This is a genomic window from Streptomyces chattanoogensis (genome assembly GCF_001294335.1).
Lineage (GTDB): Bacteria > Actinomycetota > Actinomycetes > Streptomycetales > Streptomycetaceae > Streptomyces > Streptomyces chattanoogensis.
This window is the reverse complement of record NZ_LGKG01000174.1, coordinates 135,000-159,626: the sequence shown is the minus strand read 5'-3', so window position 1 is coordinate 159,626 and position 24,627 is coordinate 135,000. Positions and strand designations below refer to the sequence as shown.

18 protein-coding genes are annotated in these 24,627 nt (G+C 71.6%); 12 read left to right on the top strand and 6 right to left on the bottom strand.

Features of this window, described 5'->3' with window-relative positions; all coding sequences use genetic code 11:
• Positions 1 to 143: 143 nt before the first annotated feature.
• Positions 144 to 926, bottom strand: a complete 783-nt coding sequence (locus ADL29_RS33455; protein ID WP_046924708.1) for an MHYT domain-containing protein — start codon at positions 924 to 926, stop codon at positions 144 to 146.
• A gap of 705 nt (positions 927 to 1,631) precedes the next feature.
• Positions 1,632 to 2,936, bottom strand: coding sequence for an MFS transporter (locus ADL29_RS33450; protein WP_053927286.1), 1,305 nt, complete (start codon positions 2,934 to 2,936; stop codon positions 1,632 to 1,634).
• 124 nt (positions 2,937 to 3,060) lie between these two features.
• On the opposite strand from ADL29_RS33450, the gene ADL29_RS33445 reads away from it, so the two are divergent.
• From ADL29_RS33445 to ADL29_RS33425, 5 genes are all read left to right on the top strand, one after another.
• Entirely contained in the window at positions 3,061 to 3,813 is a 753-nt protein-coding gene (locus ADL29_RS33445; RefSeq protein ID WP_053927285.1) for a (Fe-S)-binding protein, read from the top strand.
• On the top strand, positions 3,810 to 5,309 hold the full coding sequence (locus ADL29_RS33440; RefSeq protein WP_053927312.1) for a lactate utilization protein B: 1,500 nt from the start codon (positions 3,810 to 3,812) through the stop codon (positions 5,307 to 5,309). Before ADL29_RS33445 ends, ADL29_RS33440 begins: the two co-directional genes overlap by 4 nt.
• Complete coding sequence (locus ADL29_RS33435) at positions 5,306 to 5,965, top strand: LutC/YkgG family protein (RefSeq protein ID WP_053927284.1); 660 nt, start codon at positions 5,306 to 5,308, stop codon at positions 5,963 to 5,965. Before ADL29_RS33440 ends, ADL29_RS33435 begins: the two co-directional genes overlap by 4 nt.
• Positions 5,966 to 6,103: 138 nt before the next feature.
• Complete coding sequence (locus ADL29_RS45715; RefSeq protein ID WP_245689732.1) at positions 6,104 to 7,483, top strand: hypothetical protein; 1,380 nt, start codon at positions 6,104 to 6,106, stop codon at positions 7,481 to 7,483.
• A gap of 73 nt (positions 7,484 to 7,556) precedes the next feature.
• Positions 7,557 to 8,339, top strand: coding sequence for a hypothetical protein (locus ADL29_RS33425; RefSeq protein ID WP_053927283.1), 783 nt, complete (start codon positions 7,557 to 7,559; stop codon positions 8,337 to 8,339).
• Here ADL29_RS33425 and ADL29_RS42000 read toward each other — a convergent pair.
• Positions 8,230 to 8,820 carry an NUDIX hydrolase gene (locus ADL29_RS42000; protein ID WP_078971477.1) on the bottom strand — a complete coding sequence of 197 codons (591 nt, stop codon included), beginning with the start codon at positions 8,818 to 8,820 and terminating at the stop codon, positions 8,230 to 8,232. The two genes, ADL29_RS33425 and ADL29_RS42000, sit on opposite strands and share 110 nt — an antisense overlap.
• Before the next feature lie 272 nt (positions 8,821 to 9,092).
• Between ADL29_RS42000 and ADL29_RS33420 the strand changes: the two genes are divergently transcribed.
• Both ADL29_RS33420 and ADL29_RS33415 read left to right on the top strand, forming a co-directional pair.
• Positions 9,093 to 10,301, top strand: coding sequence for an SGNH/GDSL hydrolase family protein (locus tag ADL29_RS33420; protein WP_053927282.1), 1,209 nt, complete (start codon positions 9,093 to 9,095; stop codon positions 10,299 to 10,301).
• 46 nt (positions 10,302 to 10,347) lie between these two features.
• Positions 10,348 to 11,133: an SDR family NAD(P)-dependent oxidoreductase gene (locus ADL29_RS33415; RefSeq protein WP_053927281.1), complete on the top strand. Its 786-nt coding sequence runs from the start codon at positions 10,348 to 10,350 to the stop codon at positions 11,131 to 11,133.
• A gap of 108 nt (positions 11,134 to 11,241) precedes the next feature.
• On the opposite strand, the gene ADL29_RS33410 is transcribed toward ADL29_RS33415, so the two are convergent.
• Complete coding sequence (locus ADL29_RS33410; RefSeq protein WP_053927280.1) at positions 11,242 to 13,104, bottom strand: ABC transporter ATP-binding protein; 1,863 nt, start codon at positions 13,102 to 13,104, stop codon at positions 11,242 to 11,244.
• Positions 13,105 to 13,212: 108 nt separating this feature from the next.
• On the opposite strand from ADL29_RS33410, the gene ADL29_RS33405 reads away from it, so the two are divergent.
• On the top strand, positions 13,213 to 13,668 hold the full coding sequence (locus ADL29_RS33405) for a MarR family winged helix-turn-helix transcriptional regulator (RefSeq protein ID WP_053927279.1): 456 nt from the start codon (positions 13,213 to 13,215) through the stop codon (positions 13,666 to 13,668).
• A 29-nt stretch (positions 13,669 to 13,697) separates the two neighbouring features.
• Entirely contained in the window at positions 13,698 to 16,628 is a 2,931-nt protein-coding gene (locus tag ADL29_RS33400) for an FAD-binding and (Fe-S)-binding domain-containing protein (protein ID WP_053927278.1), read from the top strand.
• A 57-nt stretch (positions 16,629 to 16,685) separates the two neighbouring features.
• Here the strand turns inward: ADL29_RS33400 and ADL29_RS33395 are convergent, their stop codons facing one another.
• Complete coding sequence (locus ADL29_RS33395; protein WP_053927277.1) at positions 16,686 to 18,092, bottom strand: alpha-amylase; 1,407 nt, start codon at positions 18,090 to 18,092, stop codon at positions 16,686 to 16,688.
• A 317-nt stretch (positions 18,093 to 18,409) separates the two neighbouring features.
• Between ADL29_RS33395 and ADL29_RS33390 the strand changes: the two genes are divergently transcribed.
• Positions 18,410 to 19,840, top strand: a complete 1,431-nt coding sequence (locus ADL29_RS33390) for a Gfo/Idh/MocA family protein (protein WP_053927276.1) — start codon at positions 18,410 to 18,412, stop codon at positions 19,838 to 19,840.
• 98 nt (positions 19,841 to 19,938) lie between these two features.
• Here ADL29_RS33390 and ADL29_RS33385 read toward each other — a convergent pair whose 3' ends face one another.
• Entirely contained in the window at positions 19,939 to 20,688 is a 750-nt protein-coding gene (locus ADL29_RS33385; protein WP_053927275.1) for a L,D-transpeptidase family protein, read from the bottom strand.
• 245 nt (positions 20,689 to 20,933) lie between these two features.
• Here ADL29_RS33385 and ADL29_RS33380 point away from each other — a divergent pair, with 245 nt between their 5' ends.
• Positions 20,934 to 22,784, top strand: coding sequence for an ABC transporter transmembrane domain-containing protein (locus tag ADL29_RS33380; protein ID WP_053927310.1), 1,851 nt, complete (start codon positions 20,934 to 20,936; stop codon positions 22,782 to 22,784).
• Positions 22,781 to 24,562, top strand: a complete 1,782-nt coding sequence (locus ADL29_RS33375; protein WP_053927274.1) for an ABC transporter ATP-binding protein — start codon at positions 22,781 to 22,783, stop codon at positions 24,560 to 24,562. The genes ADL29_RS33380 and ADL29_RS33375 overlap by 4 nt, the downstream gene beginning before the upstream one ends.
• The last annotated feature ends 65 nt before the right edge of the window (positions 24,563 to 24,627 follow it).

Sequence of the window (24,627 nt, the reverse complement as noted above, 5' to 3'; positions counted from 1 at the left end):
CGAGGTCCGCGGCCATGCGCCCCGCGGGGCGTCGGGCGGGAGCGGGAATTCCCGTTCGGATTACCGGGCTTGGGCGGCGGCGTACCCCCCTCGGGCCCGGCCTGGCCCGGGTTCTTTCGCAGGTGCATGAAATCCTCAAGAGGTCAGGAAGAAGCGGGGAGTTCGGCCTCGCGGAGCGATTGTGCAGAGGCTGATGCGGCACGCTCCCGGGCGGTCGGCGACAATGCGACAAAGGCCACGGTGAGAAAGAGAAATGAGCCGATGACCACGGTCAGCGGAAAGATGAATTCCATTGGGGTGGCGCCGGGCAAGGGCGCGCGGGAGGGCGCCAGATCGATGCGTACGGCGGCCATTCCGGTGTAGTGCATGCTGGTGACGGCGACTCCCATCACCAGCGAGGCGATGGCCGCGCCGGCCGCGCCGCGCACGCTGAGCGCGGCCCACAGGGCGGCCGTTGCGGCGGCGACGGCGATGCCGACGGAGAGCACGACCAGGCCCGGGTGGTAGCCGACCTGCCCGTGCAGGCGCATCGCGGCCATGCCCAGGTAGTGCATGGTGGCGACACCGACTCCGGTACCCAGGCCGCCGAACAGCAGCGATCGCAGCCGTGCGGAGCCGTGGCCGACGGTGAAGACGCCGGCGCCGACGACCGCCATGGCGACCAGCAGGCTGAGCACGGTGAGCGGGACGTCGTAGCGGATCGGGGTGCCGGTGACGCCGAATCCGAGCATCGCGATGAAATGCATGGTCCAGATGCCGGAACCGATGGCGACGGACGCGGTCAGCAGCCAGTTGCGGCGCGAGCGGCCCTCGGCGGCGAGCGCCCGGACGGTACAGCGCAGTCCGAGCGCGGATCCTACGCACGCCATTGCATAGGCGAGGACGGGAGATACCCAGCCCGCGCTGAAGTGGTGCATGTGGCCCACGGAGTTTCCTTTCGCGTTTTTGGTTCGCGGCGACGGACGCTAACACGTGATCGTCTTGTGAAACTCGTGGACATCCGGAGATCGAATCGGGCAGGAATACGGGTGTTTTCACACAGCGTGGCACTACCGGCGAGTTCCGTACGGACCGCGCTGGGTAAATGTCCGTCATTGTCCCGGCACCGGATCTCCTGATTGCGCGTCAATTCCGGGCGCTTGGCAGCCGCCCGTCATTTCGGCAATAAAGATCGGCAATGAGAAAGCTCACGGGATTCGCGAGAGGCATGCCAGGATTTGCCCGGCCGTCGGCCCGTTAGGCGGATCAGGCGTGGCATAGCGGGACACATCATCCCGCAAACCCACGCAACCCCCAACCCTCATGCGAACAAACGAACAAGAGGTCGAATGTTCGCTAGAAAGTGTGATCGAAGCCAAAAGGGGTTACAGATGTGCACTGGATTGGGCGATGCTTACGAGGCGCAAGCGACGGGCTGCAGACCGTTACGGCGCCTCCGGTCGACATCCCTTGCTGGGCCGGAGAGTTGGTCCCACAACACACGTGCTCAAGGAGAACAACCCAGATGAACATCCTCACCAACGTGCTGGCCGGCGTCGTCCACTTCCTGGGCTGGCTCGTCTGACGGACCTGGTAGCACGGCGCCGCCCCTCCCCGTCCCGGGAGGGGCGGCGCTGTGCGCGTACCGCGGTCTACTTCTCCAGCGTCTGCCGTGCCGTCTCCGGCAGCACCAGATAGACACCGAACGACACCAGACACAGCACCGCCACGTACCAGGGGAACAGCCCGCCGTGCCCGGACTCCGCGAACCAGGTGCCGACGTACGGGGCGGTGCCGCCGAAGAGGGCCACGGTCACGGAGTAGGGGAAGCCGATACCGGCCGCGCGCACCCGCGCGGGGAACACCTCGGCGTTCACGGCCGCGGCGATCGCCGTATATCCCGTCAGCAGCACCATGCCCGCGCACTGCACCAGCAGGAGCGACACCCAGGCGTCGGAGACCAGGTGCAGCAGCGGCACCGCCAGCACGGCGAAGCCCAGCGAGAAGCCGAGCAGCAGCGGTTTGCGGCCGATCCGGTCCGAGAGCAGACCGCCCAGCGGCTGCAGCAGCGCGAAGAACGCCAGCGAGAGGGTGCCGACGGTGAGCGAATCGCCCTTGTCGAAGCCCTCGTTGACCTGGGCGTAGGTCGGCAGATACGTCGTCCAGGTGTAGTAGGCGATGGTGCCGCCGACGGTGATGCCGCAGATCAGCAGCGACTGCCGGGGGTAGCGGCGCAGCGCCTCGAAGAGGCCGGGGCGCGCGGCCTCGTGCTGTTCGGAGATGAGGGTCTCCTGTGCGCCCCGCCGGATCCACAGCCCGAGCAGGCTCAGCAACGCCCCCACCAAGAACGCCACCCGCCAGCCCCACTGCCCCATCTGCGCTTCGGTGAGCTGTCCGGCGAGCAGTGCGGCGGTCCCGGAGGCCAGCAGCTGGCCGATGCTGGTCGAGACGTACTGGAAGCTGGAGAACAGTCCGCGTCTGCCCGGACCGGCCGATTCGACGAGGAAGGTCGTGGAGGCCGCGAACTCGCCCCCCACCGACAGGCCCTGTACGAGACGGGCCACCACCAGGACGACGGGGGCCAGCACACCGGCGCTCGCATAGGTGGGGGTGATCGCGACCAGCAGGCTGCCGCCACCCATCAGCAGGATGGTGAAGGTCAGCGCGGTCCGCCGGCCGCGCCGGTCGGCGACCGCGCCTATCAGCAGACCGCCGACCGGCCGCATGAAGAAGCCCACCGCGAAGACCGCGAAGGAGGACAGCAGCGGCACCAGCGAGTTGCCGGCGGCCTTCGGGAAGACCTGGTCGGCGAAGTAGGCCGCCAGGAAGGAGTAGGCGTACCAGTCGTACCACTCGACGGCATTGCCCACGGAGGCTGCGGCCAGCTGACGCAGCCGGGAGGGCGGACGGGCACCGTCGGGCGCCCGGTCCTCGGTGATGAATTCGGCACTCGACATGGTCCGTAGCTCCCGGTTCTTCTCCTGGGCCTGCTTGCTGGGGCAGGATGAGGCGCCAGGTGATCATGTACCGCGGAGGCGGACGGCCGCCAGGGGGGCGGCGCGGCCGAAAGGAGATGGCAACGTGCGCGTAGCACTGTTCGTCACCTGTATCAACGATCTGCTCCATCCGCGGACCGGGCGGGCGGTGGTCACCCTGCTGGAACGCCTGGGAGTGGCGGTCGACTTCCCCGCCGCGCAGAGCTGCTGCGGACAGCCCCAGTTCAACACCGGCTACCGGCATGCGGCCGAACCGCTGGTGCGCCGCTTCGACCGGGCGTTCCGGGATTACGCGTACGTGGTCACCCCGTCCGGTTCGTGCGCGGCGATGGTGCGCGACAACTACCCGCGGATCGGGGCGAAGGCGGCCGCCGAGGGGCGCGGCCGGGAGCTCGCGGACGCGGCGGCGCTCGCGGTGCCCAAGACGTACGAGCTGACCGAGTTCCTGGTGGACGTGCTCGAGGTGACGGACGTCGGCGCCTACTATCCGCACACCGTCACCTACCACCCCACCTGCCACGGTCTGCGGATGCTGGGCCTGGGCGACCGGCCGCGGCGGCTCCTCTCCCACGTCAGGGGGCTGGAGCTGCGGGAGCTGCCGGGCGCCGAGGAGTGCTGCGGTTTCGGCGGCACCTTCGCGGTGAAGAACCCGGCGGTCTCGGCGGCGATGGGAGCCGACAAGGTCCGGCAGGTGATCGGGACCGGCGCCGAGGCGGTCTGCACCGTCGACAACTCCTGTCTGCTGCACATCGGCGGCACCCTCACCCGGCAGGGCTCGACGGTCCGCCCGGTCCATATCGCCGAGATCCTGGCCAGCACGGAAGGGAGCGTGTGGTGAGCGGTACCTACCTGGGCATGCCGGCCTTCCCCAAGGCCGCGGCCGTCTCCACCCGGGACAGCCGGCTGCGCGCCAATCTCGCCCATGCCACCCGCACCATCCGCGACAAGCGGGCCAGGGCGGTCGCCGAGCTGGACGACTGGGCGCAGCTGCGGGCCGCGGGCGCCGCCGTCAAGGACCGTACGCTGCGCCATCTCGACCACTATCTGGAGCAGTTGGAGGCGGCGGTCACCGCCGCGGGCGGGCACGTCCACTGGGCGGCGGACGCCAAGGAGGCCAACCGGATCGTCACCGCGCTGGTGCGGGAGACCGGTGAGCACGAGGTCGTCAAGGTCAAGTCGATGGCGACCCAGGAGATCGGGCTCAACGAGGCGCTGGCCGAGGCCGGGATCCGGGCGTACGAGACGGATCTGGCGGAGCTGATCGTGCAGCTCGGCGATGATCTGCCCTCGCACATCCTGGTGCCGGCGATCCATCGCAACCGCGCCGAGATCCGTGACATCTTCCGCCGCGAGATGGGCAATTGGGGACGTCCGGCTCCCGACGACCTGTCCGACTCCCCCGCCGAGCTGGCGGAGGCGGCGCGGCGGCATCTGCGGGAGAAGTTCCTGTCCGCGAAGGTCGGGATCTCCGGTGCCAACTTCATGGTCGCCGAGACCGGGACGCTGGTGGTCGTGGAGTCCGAGGGCAACGGGCGGATGTGCCTGACGCTGCCTCAGACGCTGATCTCCGTCGTCGGCATCGAGAAGGTGGTGCCCACCTGGCAGGACCTGGAGATCTTCCTCCAGCTGCTGCCCCGCTCGTCCACGGCCGAGCGGATGAATCCGTACACCTCCACCTGGACGGGCACCACGGACGGCGACGGCCCGGAGTCCTTCCACCTCGTCCTCCTCGACAACGGACGGACGGACACCCTCGCCGACACCGTCGGGCGGCAGGCGCTGCGCTGCATCCGCTGCTCGGCATGTCTGAATGTCTGCCCGGTGTACGAGCGGGCCGGCGGGCATGCGTACGGCTCGCCCTATCCCGGGCCGATCGGCGCCATCATCACGCCCCAACTGCGGGGCGTGGAGGGCACGTTGGAGGCTTCTCTGCCCTACGCGTCGTCGTTGTGCGGGGCCTGCTACGAGGTGTGTCCGGTGGCGATCGACATTCCCGAGGTGCTGGTGCATCTGCGGGAGCGGGTGGTGGAGGGGGGTCCGGTCACCCGGGGCGGGGCGCGTACGGTCCTCAGGCCTGCCAGGGGGCATGCGGCGGAGCGGGCCGCGATGCGTGCGGCGGGCTGGGTCCTGGGGCACCCGGGGGTGCTGCGAGCCGGAATGCGGTTCGCGGCCCGTACCCGAAAGCTCCATCCAAGGCGGCTGCCGGGGCCGGGGCGTGCGTGGTCGGACACCCGTGATCTGCCGGCGGTACCGGCCGAGTCCTTCCGCGACTGGTGGCAGCGCACCCGCGGCACCGGCAGTGTGCCGGCGAAGCAGGCAGGGGACGAGAAGTGAGCGGCCGGGATGTGGTGCTGGGGAGGGTACGGCGGGCGCTGGCGGATGTGCCGGGCGGCGAGGGGCCGGGCGGTCCGCCGGTCGTGCGCGACTACCGGCGGGTGCACGGCTCGCGGACGACCGCGGAGACCGTCGATCTGCTCGCCGGGAACCTCGCGGACTACCGGGCGATCGTGCACCGCAGCGACGCGGAGGGGCTGCCGGCGCTGATCGGCCGGCTGCTGGCGGAGCGCGGGGCGCGGACGGTGGTGGTGCCACCGGGGCTGGAGAGGTCCTGGACGGCCGCCGCCGATGTCCGCCTCGTCGAGGACCGTGCCTCGAGTACGCCGCATGAACTGGACGCCGTGGACAGTGTGGTGACCGGCTGCGCGCTGGCGCTTGCGGAGACCGGCACGATCGTCCTGGACGCCGGGCCCGACCAGGGCAGACGCCGGATCACTCTCATTCCCGACCATCACCTGTGTGTGGTCCGCGTCCCGGACCAGGTCGTCGGCTCGGTGCCCGAGGCGCTGCCGCGGCTGTCCCCGGGCCGCCCGCTGACCTGGATCTCCGGACCGTCCGCGACCAGCGATATCGAGCTCGACCGGGTCGAGGGGGTGCACGGCCCGCGGACGCTGGAGGTGATCCTGCTGGCGGGCGGTGCGGGGGCGGGCTGAGTCCTCGGGCAGGGCGCGGGGTTGCCGGTGACCCTGGACAGGTGTGCGACCCCACTGTCAGTGGGGACTTTTAGAGTGATCGGGATGCCATGTCCGCGCATGCGGTGCGGGGTTGCGCCGTCCGGGGGGAGGGAGCAGATGATGCTGCGGCAGCGCCTACGGCCACAGACGTCCCGCGCGGGCGGCGGCGCGCCCGCGCCGGATCCCGGCGCGGCATCGCCCTCGGGTCCGCTCGCTGCCGCGCCCTCCCGGCTGCTCACCTGGCTCGGCCGGCTGGGCGCACCGGCCGCCGCGTTCGCGGTGTTCCAGGCGCTGCTGGGGATTCTGCCGGAGAGCCTGGCGGGCGAGGTGGCGCGGTATTGCGTGGCCGCGACGGCCGGGGCCGGGGTCGGCGCGGTGGTCTGGCTCGCGGCCGCTCTGGTGCATGCCCGCGGCGGCGCCGGATCGCGGCCCCGGGTCCCCGCCGTCGCGCCGTCGCGGGTCGGTCCGCTGCCGGAGCTGATGGACGGCGCGTACGCGGCGCTGCGGCGCGGCCTTTCGGTGATCGAGGTGCCCGGCCGCGGGCCGCTGACCGGATGGCCGCACTCCCTGGCGGAGAGCGATCCGCCGGTGCACCCGACGGCGTTCGGTACGGCTTACGGCCTGCATCTCCTGCTGGACATCGCGCCGCTCGACGGCCGCATACGGGTCGGGGAGGTCGCCGAGACGCTGTGGCGGCTGCGGCTGCCCGGCGGCGGCTGGGCCGCGCGGTCGCAGGGCAGCGGGGCGCGCCCCGAGGTGAGCGCGATCGTGCTGGGCGCGCTGGCGCGGGCCGGGGCCGATCCCCGGCTGCTGCAGTCCGAAGTCCGTTCCTGTGAGGCGCTGTTGGACCCGGAGCACGATGCGCCGGGGCTGGCCAACACCTATGTCGTGACGAATGTGCTGCGCGGGCTGCTGCGGGCCGCGCCGGGTTCGGCAGCGCTGGAGGGGCTGCGCGAGGTGCTGGTCAACGGCGCCACGGCCGACCCCGTACGCGGCAATCACCGCTGCTGGGGCGCGGCGCTGGCCACCGGGCGCGGCAACCCCGCACCCTCCGCGGTGCACACCGCGCGGGCGGTGGTGGCGCTGGACCGGGCGGCGCAGGTGCTGGGCGAGGACGAGCGGCAGCGCGCGGTGCGCGAGGAGGGGCTGCGCTGGCTGCTGGCGGGCGGCGCTGCGGATCTGGAGAACTGCCAGGAGGATGTGCGGCGGCCGGGGCGGGAGGATCCGCTGCATCAGGAGCTGTTGTCGGTACGGCATTTCGCGTCGGCCTGGGTGGCCCGTGCGCTGATGACCGACGGGGCGCGGCGGACGGCGGCGGACGGCGCCGGTCCGACGGCGTGGGAGGCGCAGCTGACCGCCGCCGTGGAGCGGGTGTCCGGTATGCAGCAGGGCGGGGTGTGGCGATGGGACGACGGGCCCATGGGGCACCCCGTGTGGATGGCGTATCAGGGTCTGTCGGTGCTGCGCCGCCATGCGCTGATGGTCCACCGGCCGTGAGGACGGCGAGGGCGGCCGGTGCGGGTGCGCGGGGCACGCCGGGGACCGGCGGCGCCGGGAACGGGAGGCAGGCATGCAGGTCGAGGAGGTCCGGCGGCTGCTGGCGGACCGGCTGGGCGGCGGACCGCGGCCGCCGTCGCCCGAGGCGGCGCGGGAGGCGATCGCCCGGCTGGCCCGCCCGGACACGCTCGGCCCGCTGGTGCGCCGATTATCCGCGGGCGACCACGACCTCGCCGGCTGCACCCGGCTCTCCTACCGCCATGTGCTGGGCTTCGACAAGCTGTTGCTGCTCGGCGGCGCCCCGCGCTACATGCTGCGGGTGCACTTCTGGCACGGCGGGACCGCCCCGGCTCCGGAGGACATCCACAACCACCGCTGTGCGATCGCCTCGGCGGTGGTGCGCGGCCGGGTCCGTATGGAGTGCTACGAACCCGTCGCGGACGAACGGGTGACGGACGCCGCGCCCCGGACCGCCGCCCCCGGGACCGCCGCGCCCGGGGCCGGGGTGCCCGCGATCGCCTACCGCGAGACCATCGACGGTCCCGGCGGGGCCTGGCGGCTGCGCCGGGTCGGGGAGGCGCGGCTGCGGCTGGTGCGCGACGAGCGCTACGCCGCCGGGAGCAGCTACGGTCTGGACGCCCGGGCGCTGCACCGCGTGGTGAGCGAGGAGCCGACCGTGACGCTGTTCCTGGAGACCGCCGCACAGCGCACGGTGACGGACGTCTACGTCAGAACCGATGCCCCCGTCAGGAACGGCGGCGGCGCCGGACGGCCGGATCCGCCGCCCAAGACTCCACTGCCGCCGGCCGCCTATCTCGCTGAACTCGACGCACTGGCACGGTCTTTGGGCTGCTGACCGCGGCCGGCGCGTAGCGCAGGGAACCGGCCGCCGTGGAGGTGCGGAGCCCGGTCGCGTCCAGCCGGCCGCCGAGGGCCTGCCGGATCACGTCCAGGTTGTACGCGTCCACCCCGATCCCGGCCAGCTCGGCGGGCCGGGCCCAGAGGTAGGCCTGGTCCGCGCTGGGCAGCACGACGTCCAGGGTCAGCGGACGGACGGCGAAGTTCTCCTGGTGGTTACGGACGCGACGCCCCTGATAGTCACTCAGGAAGCTGGACGATCCGGTGTGCGCGACGATGGCGCCGAGGAGTCCGGTCTCCTCCTTCAGCTCCCGCAGGGCCCCGCTCGCGGCGGACTCCCCGAGCTCCAGCTTTCCGCACGGTACGCCCCAGGCACCGGGCAGAAAGCGTTCGCTGTAGCTGCGGCGCACGATCAACACGCGCGCGTTGTACACCACCACGGCCGCGGCCAGGTAGGTGTGGGCTGCGGGCTGATTCATCAGACATCTCGCAATCCAAGGGACGGGCTCCTGGCCCGAGTGGACGTCCACCGTACCGGCGCGTCCTTTTCGGGGGACCGGTCGCCGCAGCCCCGTGCGATGCAGTGGTGTGCGAGGGGCGGCCGAACCGGCGGCCGGCGCGAGGGTGACCCTCCCAGTGGTACGCACCCACTGCGTACCAAGATCAGAGGTCTGGGTAGCCCTCGCACCGGCCGGAAGACTCTCTGCCATCGCCACCAGGCAGGATCAGAAGCAGAGAGGCAGCAGCCGTCATGCACAGCAACTCCCTTGGCAACTCCGTTGGCAACTCGCCCGTCAACTCCCTTATATGGAACGCCGGTTGGACCGCCGCCATGCAGCGTCCCAGCATCGGTTTCCACAAGAACTGGGCCGAGGAGGGCTTCGCCGACCAGACCGTACGTCAGACCGTGCGGGTCACGGGCTCGGGCACCGCGGCCCGGATCAGGATCTCCAACCGGTACGGGGCCGCCCCGCTGGAGGTGGCCGGGGCCACCCTCGCGCGTACGGGCGAGGGGGCGGCGGTGGAGGCCGGGACGGTCCGGACGCTCACCTTCGGCGGAGAGCCGACGGTCGTGGTCCCGGCGGGCGGTGAGGTCCACAGCGATGCCGCGGAGCTGAGTGTGGCGCCGTTCACCTCGCTGACGGTGTCGCTGTACTTCGCCCGGCCGACCGGCCCGGCCACCTTCCACGCCCAGGCGTGGGCCACCGCCTACCGCGCCGCCGGCGAACAGCTCGCGGCCGCCGACCCGGCGGTGTTCGGCGAGACGACCGTGTCCTGGTACTACCTCGCCGCGGTCGAGCTGGCGGACGGCGGCCCGGCGCGGCGGGACGCGGTGGTGGTGTTCGGCGATTCGATCACCGACGGATTCGGCTCGACCACCGACGCCGACCGGCGCTACTCGGACGCGCTGGCGGAGCGGCTGGCCGCCGAGGGGACGCCGCGGCCCGTACTGAACCAGGGCATCGGCGGGAATCTGCTGCTCAACGACTCGGCGTGGTTCGGGGAGCGGGCCGGCGGCCGGTTCCGGCGCGATGTGCTGGACCAGCCGGGTGTGCGCTCCGTGGTTGTGCTGGTCGGCCTCAACGACATCGGGTTCAGCGAGGTCGATCTGCCGACGTACAAGCCCGCCCCGGACAACTCCGCCGCCGACCTCGTCGCGGGCTACCGGAATGTCATCGCGCAGGCGCGGGCGGCGGGGGTCAGGATCATCGGTGGGACGGTCCTGCCGTTCAAGGCGGCCGAGTACCACACGCCGGTGGCCGAGGCGAAGCGGCGGGAGGTCAATGCCTGGATGCGGGATGCGGGCGAGTTCGACGCGGTCGTCGACTTCGCCACGGCGCTCGCCGACCCGGCGGACCCGGACGCGCTGGCGCCCGCGTACGACAGCGGCGACCACAAGCATCCGAACGACGAGGGGTACCGGGTGATGGCCGCGGCCCTCGACCTCACGACCCTCTGAGCTGTCCTGCGCACACCACAAACACACCGCAAAGGGGACTTACTTCATGGACCTCCACCTCCGCGACAAGGTCTTCATCGTCACCGGTGCGTCCGCCGGGATCGGTGAGGCGACGGTCGAGCTGCTCGCCGAGGAGGGCGCCACGGTCGTCGGCGTGGCCCGGGGACCGGTCGCAGCGGCCGGGCCGGGCGGGCGGATCGGCTCGGTCACGGCCGACCTCACGGACCCGGCCGCCGCCGAGCGGATCGTGACGGCCACGCTGGAGCGGCACGGCCGGCTCGACGGGCTGGTCAACAATGTCGGCGGGCTGACGGCGCGCAGCGGCTTCCTGGAGGTGTCGGACGAGGAGTGGCGGGCCACCTTCGACCTCAACTTCCATTCCCTGGTCCGGATGACCCGGGCCGCGCTGCCCGCGCTGCTCGAACGGGGCACGGGCGCACTGGTGCACATCGCGAGCGAGGCGGCCCGCTTCCCGGACGTGGTGGCGGTGGACTATGCGGCGTCCAAGACGGCGGTGCTGTCGGTGAACAAGACCCTGGCAGCGGAGTTCGGGCCTCGCGGCGTCCGCTCCAATGTCGTCTCCCCCGGCCCGACCCGGACCGCGCTGTGGGATGCGCCGGGCGGTTTCGCGGACCAGCTGGCCGCGCGGTTCGGGGTGACCGCGGAGGCGGCGATGCGGCGCTTCGTGAAGGAGGAGCGCAAGCTGCCCAGCGGGCGGATCGGCACGCCGGAGGATGTCGCCCGGATCGTCGCGTATCTGCTCTCGCCGCTGGCCGGGCAGGTGACCGGGGCGGAGTGGGCGGTGGACGGCGGGGCGCTGCGGCAGATCTGAGGGCAGCCGTGGCCCGTGTGCCGGAGAGCGCCCGCCGGACCGACGAGGAGGCGCGGCGGCCGCCCCGACCATGGAACTGGCCGCCGCGCCACCGACCTTACCCGCCGGTCACTTAGCGGTCATCATCTGATCGGCGGCCGGGGTGAGGTGTGCGTCACGCCCGTCGGGCCGGGAGTCGTCCGGCGCCCGGTGGGCGTCGCGCCGTACCAGGGCGGCATAGCGTCCGTCGGCGGCAAGCAGTTCGTCGTGGGTGCCGCGTTCGGCGATCCGGCCGGCGTCCAGGACGACGATCTGGTCGGCGTCGCGGACGGTGGAGAGGCGGTGCGCGATGGTGAGGGTGGTGCGGCCCTCGGACAGTGCGTCGATGGCCTGCTGGACGGCGTGCTCGGTACGGGTGTCCAGGGCGCTGGTGGCCTCGTCGAGGACGAGTACCGGCGGATCGCGCAGGATCGTACGGGCGAGGGCGAGGCGCTGTTTCTCACCGCCGGAGAAGCGGTAGCCGCGTTCGCCGACGAGGGTGTCGTAGCCGTCGGGGAGGGCCGCTATGTGGTCGTGGATCTGGGCGGCCCTGGCGGCGCGCTCTATTTCGTCGTCGGTGGCATCGGGTTTGGCGAAGCGGAGATTGTCGGCGACCGAGGCGTGGAAGAGGTACGTCTCCTGGGAGACCACGCCGACCGAGCGCGCGAGGGTGTCGAAGGCGAGGTCGCGGACGTCCTCGCCGTCCAGGGTGACCCGGCCCTCGGTCACGTCGTAGAGGCGGGGCACCAGATAGCTCAGGGTGCTCTTGCCGCTGCCCGTCGGGCCGACGACGGCGAGGCTGCCGCCGGCGGGAATGGTGAGGTCGATGCCCTGGAGGGTGGGGGCCGCCTCGGGGTCGTAGGCGAACGTCACCTTCTCGAAGCGGACCTCGCCGCGCGGAGCGGGGAGGCGTATCGGCTCGGCGGGTTCGGTGATGGCGACCGGGAGGTCGAGGTATTCGAAGATGCGCTGGAAGAGGGCCAGGGAGGTCTGCATCTGCACACCGGTGGACAGCAGCGAGACGGTGGGCCGGAGCAGGCCCTGCTGGAGCGAGACGAAGGCGACCAGGGTGCCGATGGAGAAGTTCGGGCCGCCGAGCTGGAGGACGAGGCCCGCCGCCCAGTAGATCAGCGCGGGCATGGCGGCCATGACGATGCCGATGGTCGCCATCCGCCAGCGGCCGGCCATGTTGGCGCGGACCTCGAGGTCGACCAGGCGCTCGGACTCGTCGGCGAAGTTCCGGGTCAGGGAGTCGGCGCGGCCCATGGTGCGGCCGAGCAGGATGCCGCTGACGGACAGCGATTCGGTGACCATCGCGGACATCGACGCCATCTGCTTCTGCCGCTGGGCGGTGATCTTCTTGCGTTCGTTGCCGACCCGGCGGCTGATCCAGACGAAGACCGGCAGCAGGAGGAGCGAGACGACGGTCAGGCGCCAGTCGAGGGCGATCATGGCGACGACGGTGGCGACCACCGAGGTCAGGTTGGAGACCAGGGAGGTCGCGGTGGAGGTGACCGTCGCCTGCATACCGCCGATGTCATTGGCGATCCGGGACTGCACCTCGCCGGTGCGGGTGCGCGTGAAGAACGCCAGCGGCATCCGCTGGAGCTTGGCGTAGACGGCGGTGCGCAGGTCGTGCATGACGCGCTGGCCGACGGTCGTGGAGAGCAGCGTCTGCAGGACGCCGAAGACGCTGGTGGTGACGGCCGTGGCGATCATGCCCAGGGCGAGGAGGGTGAGCAGTCCGGTGCGGCGGCCGGGTATCGCGACGTCGAGGATCTCGCGGAGGAGGAACGGCGAGGCGACCGAGACGAGGGACGAGGCGCCGACCAGCAGGCCGACCAGGGCCAGCCGGCCGCGGTAGGGGCGGAAAAGGGTGAGGATCCGCCGCAGCTGGACCGGCGCGTCGGGGTCCTTGGGCGGTGGGGTCCATTCGGGTTCGTCGCGGCGCATGGGCTCCTACGAGGGGTTCGGGAGTACGGACTTCGGCACGGAACTTTATGGAGCTTAGCTCATTGTTACCTAAGCTCACAATGAACAAGGTCCTGCTACCCTCGGGACATGCCCACCCCTGAGCCGACGGTCGCCACCAACCTCCCCGAGCAGCTGGTACGGCTGACCCGCCGGATGCAACGCGCCCAGAAGCGCCATATGGCGCACCTGGACATCGCCTTCACCCCCGCGCAGTCCCGGCTGCTGCGGATCGTGGGCCACTGCCGCGACACCCCGCCCCGGATGGCCGACCTCGCCGAGCGGCTGGAGGTCGTGCCCCGGGCGGTGACCACCCTGGTGGACGCGCTGGAGGCGAACGGCGCGGTCCGCCGGGTGCCCGATCCCGCCAATCGCCGGGTGGTACGGATCGAGCTCACCGACACCGGCCGGTCCACGCTGCACGCGTTGCGCAGTGCACGCCGCGCCGCGGCGGAGGAGATCCTGGCTCCACTCACCGCCGACCAGCGCGAGGTGCTCGGCGGTCTGCTGTCCACTCTGGTCGACGGGCCGGGTGAACGGCGCTGACCTGACGGACAGTCACCGAAGGAGTGCCCATGCCCCTGCTGGAGCCCAAGCCCCAGGCCCTTCGGCCCACCGCCACCACGGGCCCGGCGCCCGACCGGGTACCCGACCGCCGCGCCGCCGGCACCCCCGAGCCGCTGCGCGGCGATCTCGTTGCGCTGCTCGGCCCGGACAAGGTGCTGCACACGGTCTCCGACCTGGTCCGCTACGCCTCGGACGCCAGCCCCTACCGCTTCGTACCGCAGGTGGTGGTCCTCGCCGAGGACATCGACGACATCTCCGCCGTCTTCTCCTACGCCCATGGCAAGGGCCGCAATGTCGTCTTCCGGGCCGCCGGAACGTCGCTCAACGGGCAGGCACAGGGCGAGGACATCCTGGTGGACGTACGCCGCCACTGGACCGGGATCGAGGTGCTGGACGACGGCGCCCGCGCCCGCATCCGCCCGGGGACGACGGTGCTGCGCGCCAACACCGCCCTCGCCCGCCACGGCCGGCTGCTCGGCCCCGATCCGGCCAGTGCGATCGCCTGCACGCTGGGCGGGGTGGTCGCCAACAACTCCTCGGGAATGACGGCCGGCACCACCCGCAACTCCTACCGGACGCTGTCCTCGGTCACCGTCGTCCTCCCGTCGGGCACCCTCGTGGACACCGCGGACCCGGACGCCGACGCCGAGCTGGCGCGTGCCGAGCCCGCGCTGTGCGCCGGGCTGCTGGCGCTGAAGTCCGAGATCGAGGCGGATGCGGAGCTGGTGGCCAGGATCCGCGCCAAATACGAGATCAAGAACACCAACGGCTACCGCCTGGACGCCTTCCTCGACGGCGCCACACCGGTGGAGATCCTGCGCGGCCTGATGGTCGGTTCCGAGGGCACCCTGGGCTTCATCGCCGAGACCGTCTTCGACACCCTGCCGCTGGACCGGTACACCACCAGCGCGCTGCTGTTCTTCCCGACGCTGCGCGCCGCGGCCGCGGCCGTACCGGGCTTCAACGCGGCGGGCGCGCGGGCCGTGGAGCTGATGGACGGCAACACGCTGCGGGCCTCGGTGCGGGTGGCCGGGGTACCGGCCGACTGGGCGGAGCTGCCGAAGGAGACCACGGCGCTGCTGGTGGAGTTCCGGGCGCCGGACGAGCCCGCGCAGACGGCGTACGAGGCGGCCGCCGCACGGGTACTGGACGGGCTGGAGCTGGTCGCGCCGGTGGCGTCCGTCACCAATGCCTTCACCCGGGACGCGGGCACCATCGGCGGCTACTGGAAGGCCCGTAAGGCGTTTGTCACGGCGGTGGGCGGCTCCCGGCCGGCCGGCACGACGCTGATCACGGAGGACTTCGCGGTGCCGCCGTCCCGGCTGGCCGACGCCTGTGCCGCGCTGCTGGATCTCCAGGCCCGGCACGGATTCGACGCGGCGGTCGCCGGGCACGCCGCCCACGGCAATCTGCATTTCCTGCTGGCCTTCGACGCGGCGAAGCCCGGGGATGTGGCGCGCTATGCGTCCTTCATGGACGAGTTCTGCCGGATGGCCGTCCAGCGCTTCGACGGCTCGCTGAAGGCGGAGCATGCGACCGGGCGGAACATCGCTCCGTTCCTGGAGCTCGAATGGGGGCCGCGCGCAACGGAGTTGATGTGGCGGATCAAGGAGACCGTCGACCCGCACGGCATTCTCGCGCCGCGCATCCTGCTCGACCGCGACCCGGAAGGGCATCTGCGGGGGCTGAAGACCATCCCCGAGGTGGAGGCGGTCGCCGACCCCTGTATCGAGTGCGGCTTCTGCGAACCCACCTGCCCCAGCAAGGACCTGACGACCACGCCCCGTCAACGGATCGTGCTGCGCCGCGAGATGATGCGCCAGCCGTCCGGATCGCCGGTCACCGACGAGCTGCTGGCGTCGTACGGCTATGCCGCGGTGGACACCTGCGCGGGTGACTCGACCTGCGGACTGGCCTGTCCGGTGGGCATCGACACCGGGGCGATGATGCGGGACTTCCGGCACCGCCGGCACTCGCGGCGCGAGGAGTGGACGGCCGCGCAGTGCGCCCTGCACTTCCGGGCCGTGGAACGGTCGGCGCGGCTGGCGGTGGCGGCCGGTGACCGGATCGGCGACCGGCTGCTGTCCTCGGTGACCCGCGCCGCCCGCCGGGCCGTCCGCCCCGATCTGGTGCCCGAGTGGCTGCCGCACCTCCCGGGCGCGGCGGCCCGCACGCTGCCCCGCACCCGCAAGGCCGGGGCGGTCGCCGTCTACTACCCCGCCTGCGTGAACCGCATCTTCGGCGGACCTGCCGGAGACCGCGGCCCGTCACTGCCCGAGGCGGTGGTGGCGGTGTCCCGGCGGGCGGGCCGCCCGGTCTGGATCCCGCCGGATGTGACCGGTACGTGCTGCGCCACCATCTGGCACTCCAAGGGGTACGAAGACGGCAACCGGATCATGGCCAACCGCATCGTGGCGGCGGCCTGGGGCTGGACGGCCGGCGGGCGGCTGCCGCTGATCGTGGACGCGTCCTCCTGCACGCTCGGCCTCGCCCACGAGGTCGTGCCGTATCTGACGCCGGACAACCGCGCGCTGCATGCCGGACTGACCGTCGTCGACTCGGTCGTGTGGGCCGCGGAGGAGCTGCTGCCGCATCTGGAGATCCTGCGCACCGTCGACTCCGCGGTGCTCCATCCCGCCTGTTCCATGCGGCACTTGGGGGACGAGGCGCAGCTGCGGACGGTCGCCGAGGCGTGTGCGCGGGAGGTCGTGGTACCGGACGACGTGGGCTGCTGCGCGTTCGCGGGCGACCGGGGGATGCTGCACAGGGAGCTGACGGAGTCGGCGACGGCGAAGGAGGCGGCCGAGGTCACGGCGCGGGAGTTCGCCGTGCATGTGTCGGCGAACCGGATGTGTGAGGTGGGGATGGATCATGCGACCGGCGGGCGGGGGTACCACTCGGTGCTGATGGAGCTGGAGCGGGCCACCCGGCCGTGCTGACGCCTGCGGGGGCGGCCCGCCCGTGGACGGCCCGCCCGTCCGGAGGGCGTGCCCGGGTCAGCTCTTGGCGCCGATGTGCAGCGCGACGGCGCTCCTGGCCGGGACGGTGAGCTTCGCCTTGCCGTCGTCGCCGACGGTGACGGTGTTGCCGTCGCAGCTCTGCGGCGCGGCCTTGGTGACGTTGCAGTAGGTGCCGGCGGGCAGCGACGTGGCGAAGGTCTGGCTGACTTCGCCGTCGCCGTTGTTGAGGGCGACGAATCCCTTGCCGTTCCGGGCGAAGGCAAGGGCGCTGCCGCCGTTGTCCCACCAGTCGGTCAGCTCGGCGGAGCCCACCGCGTTGCGGAAGCCGACCATGCCGGTGATCTCCCGCTTGGCGTGCTCGCCGGTCCAGCCGCCGGTGCCGCTGGGCGGTCCCGCGTCCTTGTCGGTCCACTCGTAGCCGGAGTAGACGTTCGGGGAGCCGTACGGCGAGGCGAGCATGAAGACGTTGGCGAGGGTGTAGGCCGCGCCGTCCTTGTAGGTGAGCGTGGAGCCGTTGCGTTCGGTGTCCCAGTTGTCGATGAAGGTGCGGGCCTTGTCGCTGCCGAGCTTGCCGTCCGCCACGGACTTGAGCTGGGCGAGGTTGCCGCCCTGGAAGGCGCTCTTGAGGTGGGCGCCGTAACGGAATTCGTCGACGTCGCCGGTGCCGGTGTACTCATCGGGCCGGACCGCCTCGCCGGCGCCGTAGATGACCTCCTGCACCCAGTAACCGGGGTCGCTCATCTTGCCCTTGATGGCGGCGACGTCGGTGGCGGAGATGTGCTTGGCGGCGTCGATCCGGAAGCCGTCGACGCCCAGCGACCGCAGGCCGTCGAGGTACTTGGCGATGGTGGTACGGACGTAGTCGCTGCCCGTGTCGAGGTCGGCCAGGCCCACCAGTTCGCAGTTCTGGACGTCGTCGCGGTTGGTGTAGTCGGAGATGCTCTTGCGGCAGCCGTGGAAGTCCTGGTCCTGGTAGAAGCCGGGGTAGTTGTACTTGGTGTACTGCGTGCCGCCGGTGCCCGTACCGGATCCGGCCGCCATGTGGTTGATGACGGCGTCCGCAATCACCTTCACACCCGCGCCATGACAGGCTTTCACCATGGCGGCGAAGGCGTCCCGGTCGCCCAGCCGTCCGGCGATCTTGTAGCTGACGGGCTGGTACGAGGTCCACCACTGGCCGCCCTGGATGTGCTCGGAGGCGGGCGAGACCTCGACATAGCCGTAGCCGGCCGGGCCCAGCTGGTCGGTGCAGGCCGTGGCGACATCGGCGTACTTCCGCTCGAACATGGTGGCCGTGACGGTCTTTGCACCAGGTGGGGTGGCCGTGACGGTCTTTGCGCCAGGTGTGGTGGCCTGCGAGGACCACGGCGCGAGGGTGGCCAGGCCGGCCGCGGCCAGCACGCCGGCCAGCGACCCGCCCAGCACACGGGAACGATGCTGCATCTTGCGGCTCCTTCGTCATCGGGCACGGCAGGGCACACCGCACCCTTGAGAGCAGCCACGCGCCAGGCCGCCGTGGGGGGATTTCGTACGGAGCCTGCCGTTCATCTCGTGAACACGTCAAGGCTTTCCGCAAGTGATTTCAGTAAGTTGCGAAAGATGCTGACGGGAGCGCGTCGGGTGGCGCGGCAAAGAGTCCAAGCGCCCCACGTCAAGAGTCCAACTTGCCCTCTTGTGCCTCAGGCGGCCCAACCGCCAAGGTCCTGACCGAGGTTCACGCATGCCCCACGCACCATCCGCGCCGCTGCTTAGGAGGACCAATGAACGAGTCACCACAGCAGAACCATGAGCACGACGAGGCGGGCCCGAGCCGGCGTTCGGTCCTGTGGACGGCCGGTGCGGCGGGCGCCGGGCTGGGCCTCGGCGGGCTCACGGCGGGCAGCGCCGCGGCGGCGACACCGAACGCCGCCGGTACCGCGACCGCCGCCGCAGCCCCCGAGGCCAAGGGCAAGACCATGATCGGGGTGCCGTTCGAACGGCGCAGCACCGTACGCGTCGGGATCGTCGGCCTCGGCAACCGCGGCGGCAGCATGATCGACCTCTTTCTCGCGATGCCCGGCGTACGTGTCGTCGCGCTGTGCGACCCGGTGAAGGAAAAGACCGCCAAGGCCGCCAAGAAGGTCACCGACGCGGGGCAGCCCGCACCCGCCGTCTACGCGAACGGCGACCACGATTTCGAGAACCTCTGCAAGCGCGGCGACATCGATTTCGTCTACGCGGCCACCCCCTGGGACTGGCACTTCGAGATGGCGAAGACCGCGATGCTCAACGGCAAGCATGTCGGCGTGGAGTGTCCGCTCTCCCTCCGCCTGGAGCAGCTGTGGGAACTCGTGGATCTCTCCGAGAAAACCCGCAGACACTGCATGCAGCTGGAGAACTGCTGTTACGGCAGAAACGAGTTGCGGGTGCTGCGGATGGCGCACGCGGGACTGTTCGGCGATCTGCTGCACGGCGCGGGCGCCTACAACCACGATCTGCGCGGTTTGATGTTCGACCCGAAGTACTACGAGGGGCCCTGGCGCCGGCTCTGGCACACCCGGCTGCGCGGAGATCTCTACCCCAACCACGGCTTCGGCCCGGTGGCCAACTACATGGACATCAACCGCGGCGACCGGGCCGTGCGCATCTCCAGCTTCGGCACCCCCGCGCTGGGACTGGCCGCGTACCGCAAGGAGCACATGCCGCCCGGCGATCCCAGCTGGAACGAGTCGTACATCGAGAGCGACCGGACGATCAGCCTCGTCCAGACCGCCAAGGGCCGGGTGATCCGGCTGGAGCACGATGTCTCCACTCCGCACCCCTACAGCCGGATCAACAGCCTCGGCGGAACCAAGGGCGTCTTCGAGGACTACCCCGAGCGGATCTATATCGAGCCCGACCAGAGCAACGACGAATGGGGCGACTTCGCGCAGTACGCGAAGTGGGACCACTGGCTCTGGAAGGACCACCCCAACCCGCCCGGCGGCCACGACGGCATGGACTACCTGCTGGTCTTCCGGCTGATGCAGTGCATGCGGCTGGGTCTCGTACCGGACTTCGACGTCTATGACGCGGCGACCTGGACGGCGCCCGTACCGCTGAGCGATCTCTCGATCAAGGCGAAGGGCGCGCCGCAGGAGATTCCCGACTTCACCCGGGGGCTGTGGAAGAAGGCACGGCCGGGGATGGATTCGCACAAACCGGAGGAGTGAGCGGACCAGGGCCCAGGAGGCCGGGGCCCGGCGGGCGGTGGTGTCCGCCGGGCCCCGGCCGTCGTGTGTCGCCGCCGGTGGCGGAGGTGGCCGCCCGGTCAGGCCGAGAGGTGTGCCTTGTCCCCCATCACCACAACGGGGTGCCGCTCCGGGTCCAGCGTGCGCAGCAGCGCGGCCATCCCGGCCTTGGGGACGCTGACGCAGCCGGAGGTCCCGCTGCCGTGGTCCAGGTGCAGCCAGATTCCGCCACCCTTGGCCTGGCCCTGAGGGCGCGTCGGGTCCAGCGGGGAGGTGCCCTTGACGCGGTTGTAGTTGATGGCGACGACATAGTCGAAGTCGTGCCGGGTGTCCTTGTCCCAGTAGGGGGGCGGGGTGAATTCCTCGGAGTGCGTGTACGGCAGCCGGGCGCCCGGATCGTCGAGGACGCCGCCCGCGTCGGTCAGCGTGAACACACCGACCGGGCTGCGCTTGTCGCCCTCGCGGTGGTTGAGCGTCCAGCCGTTACGGCCGTTGTGCGCGGCCCAAGTGGCCTTGCGGTCCCAGCCCTTGGCGCCTTTTTCGTAGAGCACGACGGTGGATTCGGCGGAGTCCATGCCCTTGCCGTAGACCGCTACGACCTGCTGTGAGTCGGCCGGGATCCGCGACTCCAGGGCGCTGCCGACCTCGGGGATGTGCTGGAGGTGGGTGGTGACCGACGGGCCGCGCGCCGGACCGCCGGGGCGCTCCTTCTTGCCCGCGCCGTCGTTCTTGCCGTCCCCGTCCTTCGCGCCGCCTCCACAGCCCGCCAGAAGCACCAGTCCGGCCGCGGCCACCGCCGCCGTCCGCATCACACCGCCCGTAATCCGCATGGGCACATCGTCGCACCGGAAGGCCGACGAGCCTCCAGCACCCGCCCGTCGCGCACGGGTCCCACACGATTGGCCCGATATCCGCGTCGGCCGCAGAAAACCGTTTGAAATCGGGCCGCCCGCCGCGCCAACCTTCCAGTCTTCCGCTCCGCATGCCCGTGACGGCCTCTCCCCCACGCGTTCCCGCGCGCTGCACCCTTCCCGCCGGCCGGCCGGACGCCCGCCCACGACACGCCTTGGACATCATGCACCTTCGCGACCTACCCCATCCCGACCCCGGCGTTCCGGACGCCCGTACGGGCGGCAGATTTCTTCTCTGGCTCTACAGACAGCAGCTCGGCGGGCAGGCCAAGGCCCTCCTGTGGGGGGTGGTGCACACCGGCGCGGTGGCCTCGTTCCCGCTGCCGGTGGGCGTCGCCGTCCAGGCCGTGGTGGACCGCGACGGCGGCCAACTGGCGCTGTCCGGCGGCCTCATGGCCTTCCTGGGGGTACTGGTCTCCCTCGGCGACGTCATGCTGCACCGCTCGGCGGTCACCAACTGGATCACCTCCGTCGCCCGGGTGCAGCAGCTGCTCGCCCGCAAGACGACCGAGCTCGGCTCGGCCATGACCCGGCGGGTGGCGGCCGGCGAGATCGTCGCCGTCAGCACCGGTGACCTGGAGAAGATCGGCTGGTTCGTCGAGGCGGTCTCCCGGTTCGGCGCGGCGGCGCTGACCTCGGTCGGAGTGTGTGTGGCGCTGGTGGTCTATCAGCCCGCCCTCGGCATGGTGGTGGCCCTGGGCGTCCCCGTCCTGGCACTGGCCGTACTGCCTCTGCTGCCGCCCGCCGCCCGGCGCGCGGACGCCCAGCGGGAGATGGCGGGCAAGGCCACCGAGCTGGCCTCCGACACCGTGGCCGGACTGCGCGTGCTGCGCGGTATCGGGGGCGAGGAACTCTTCCTCGGCCGCTACCGCAGCGCCTCCCAGGAGGTGCGCAGGGCTGCGGTGCGCAGCGCCCGTATGTGGTCCCTGATCTCGGCCGTCCAGGTCGTGCTGCCCGGCCTGCTGCTGATCGCGGTGGTCTGGTACGGCGTGCGGCTCGCCGTCGACGGCCGGATCGCCGTCGGTGAGCTCGTGACGGTCTACAGCGCGGTCGTCTTCCTGCTCTACCCGCTTCGCCATTTCGAGGAGATCGCGATGGCGTACTCCTTCTCCAGGCCGTCGGCGAAGCGCGCGGCACGGGTGCTGGCGCTGACCCGGCCGGCCGGGGGCAGGACCGCCGTCCAGGGCACGCCCGACGGCGATCTCCACGATCCGGTCAGCGGACTGACCGCCACGGCCGGCCGGCTGACCGCCGTGGTCTGCGGCGACCCGGACGCCGCGGGCCGGCTCGCCGAACGCCTCGGCGGGCATCCCCCGGAACCGGACGACGGTACGGAGCCCCTGCCGTCCGTCCTCCTCGGCGGCACCCCGCTGGACGATCTCCCGCGCGACGCCGCCCGCGGCGCCGTCCTCGTCCAGGACAAGGACCCCGTCCTGCTCTCCGGCACCCTCGCCGAGCTCCTCGACGTACCGGCTTCCGGGCCGGTGGACAGGGCGAACAGGGTGGACAGGCAGGACAGGGTGGACAGGGCGCAGGCGCTGGCCGCGGCGCAGTGCGGCGATGTGCTGACCGCGCTGGCGCAGGCGTCCGTCGACGACTCCGGCGATCCGATGCGCTCCCGGATCACCGAGCGCGGCCGGTCGCTGTCCGGCGGCCAGCGGCAGCGCCTCGCCCTGGCCAGGTCGCTGGTCGCCGACCCCACCGTCCTGGTGCTGGACGAGCCGACCAGCGCCGTCGACTCCCACACCGAAGCCCGTATCGCCGACGGCCTCCGGAAGATCCGGACCGGCCGTACGACGGTGGTGCTCACCTCCAGCCCCCTGCTGCTGGACCGCGCCGACCAGGTGGTCTTCGTCCCCTCCGGCAAGGTCGCCGCCGCGGGGACCCATCGCGAACTGCTGGGCACCCATCCCGCCTATCGCGCCGTCGTCACCCGCGCATCCGACGACACCCCCGGCCGGCCGGCACTCGCCCCGGACGCCCCGACCCCCACGCAGCTCGAGGAGACCGCATGATCGGCCTGGCGCCACCGGAGCACGACCCGGACGCCCCGCAGACCACCACGACCCTGCCCGTCGGCTCCCCGGCGACCGTGCGCGGCTACGTCGGCGGCCTGATCCGCCGTCACCGGCGCCCCTTCGCCCTCCTGGTCGGTGTCAACGCCGCTGCGGTCATCGCCTCGATGGCCGGCCCCTATCTGCTCGGCGGTCTGGTCGAGGACCTCTCCGCGGGCAACCGGGATATCCAACTGGAGCGCACCATCGGGCTGTTCGCCCTCGCACTGGCCGTACAGACGGTGTTCGTGCGGATGGTGCGGCTGCGTGGCGCGATGCTCGGCGAGCAGATGCTGGCCGATCTGCGCGAGGACTTTCTCGTACGGTCCGTGGCGCTGCCGCCGGGCGTTCTGGAGCGGGCCGGGACCGGCGACCTGCTGTCCCGTATCACCACGGACATCGACCGGCTGTCGGAGGCCATGCGCGAGGCCGTACCGCAGCTGGCCATCGGCGTGGTGTGGATCGCGCTGCTGACCGGCGGGCTGACCGTGACCGCGCCGCCGCTCGCGCTGGCCGTCCTCATCGCGCTCCCCCTTCTGATCGTCGGCTGCCGCTGGTACTTCCAACGTGCACCGAGCGCCTATCGTTCCGAGGCCGCCGGATACGCCGCCGTCTCCGCCGCGCTGGCCGAGACCGTGGACGCGGGGCGCACCATCGAGGCGCACCGGCTGGGCCCGCGCCGTATCGCACAGTCGGAGCGGCGGATCCGCGAGTGGACGCAGTGGGAGCGGTACACGCTGTTCCTGCGGTCGGTGCTCTTCCCCGTCATCAATGTGACGCATGTGCTGCTTCTCGGCTCGGTGCTGCTGGTCGGCGGAGCGTTCGTGATGGCGGGCCGGATGACGCCCGGTCAGCTGACGACGGGTGCGCTGCTGGCCCAGATGATGATCGAGCCGATCGGCATGGTCCTGCGGTGGTACGACGAGCTGCAGGTGGCGCAGGTGTCCATTGCACGGCTGGTGGGCGTACGGGAGATCGAGCCGGAGGCCGGGGACGAGAAGGTGTCGCCGGACGGCCGGGACGTGTGTGCCGACGCGGTGCGCTTCGGCTACCACCCGGACGTGGATGTCCTGCACGAGGTCTCGCTGCGCATCCGCCCCGGCAGCAGGCTGGCCCTGGTCGGTCCGTCCGGCGCGGGCAAGTCGACGCTGGGCCGGCTGCTGGCCGGGATCTACGGGCCCCGTACCGGCACCGTGACCCTGGGCGGCGCCGAACTGTCCGCGATGCTGGCCGAACGGGTCCGCGCGCATGTGGCCCTGGTCAACCAGGAACACCATGTCTTCGTCGGCTCGCTCCGCGACAATCTGCTGCTTGCCAGTCCGCACGCGGCCGATGCCGAACTGTGGGCGGCGCTGGGTGCGGTGGACGCCGATGACTGGGCGGGTGCGCTGGAGAAGGGCCTGGACACCGAGGTCGGCTCGGGCGGTCACCCGCTCACCCCGGCGCAGGCCCAGCAGATCGCGCTGGCCCGCCTCGTGCTCGCCGATCCGCACACGCTGGTGCTGGACGAGGCGACCTCCCTGCTGGATCCCCGGGCGGCCCGCCGTCTGGAACGCTCGCTGGGCAAGGTGCTGGACGGCCGTACGGTGGTGGCCATTGCGCACCGGCTGCACACGGCGCATGACGCGGACGTGATCGCGGTCGTGGAGGAGGGCCGGATCAGCGAGCTGGGCAGTCACCATGAGCTGGTCGCCGCGGAGGGGGCGTATGCGGCGCTGTGGCGGTCGTGGCACGGGTGACGGTTCTGGCCCTGGTGGTACGGGCGCGCCGCGGTCCTCGGACCGCGGCGCGCGCCGGCCGGGCG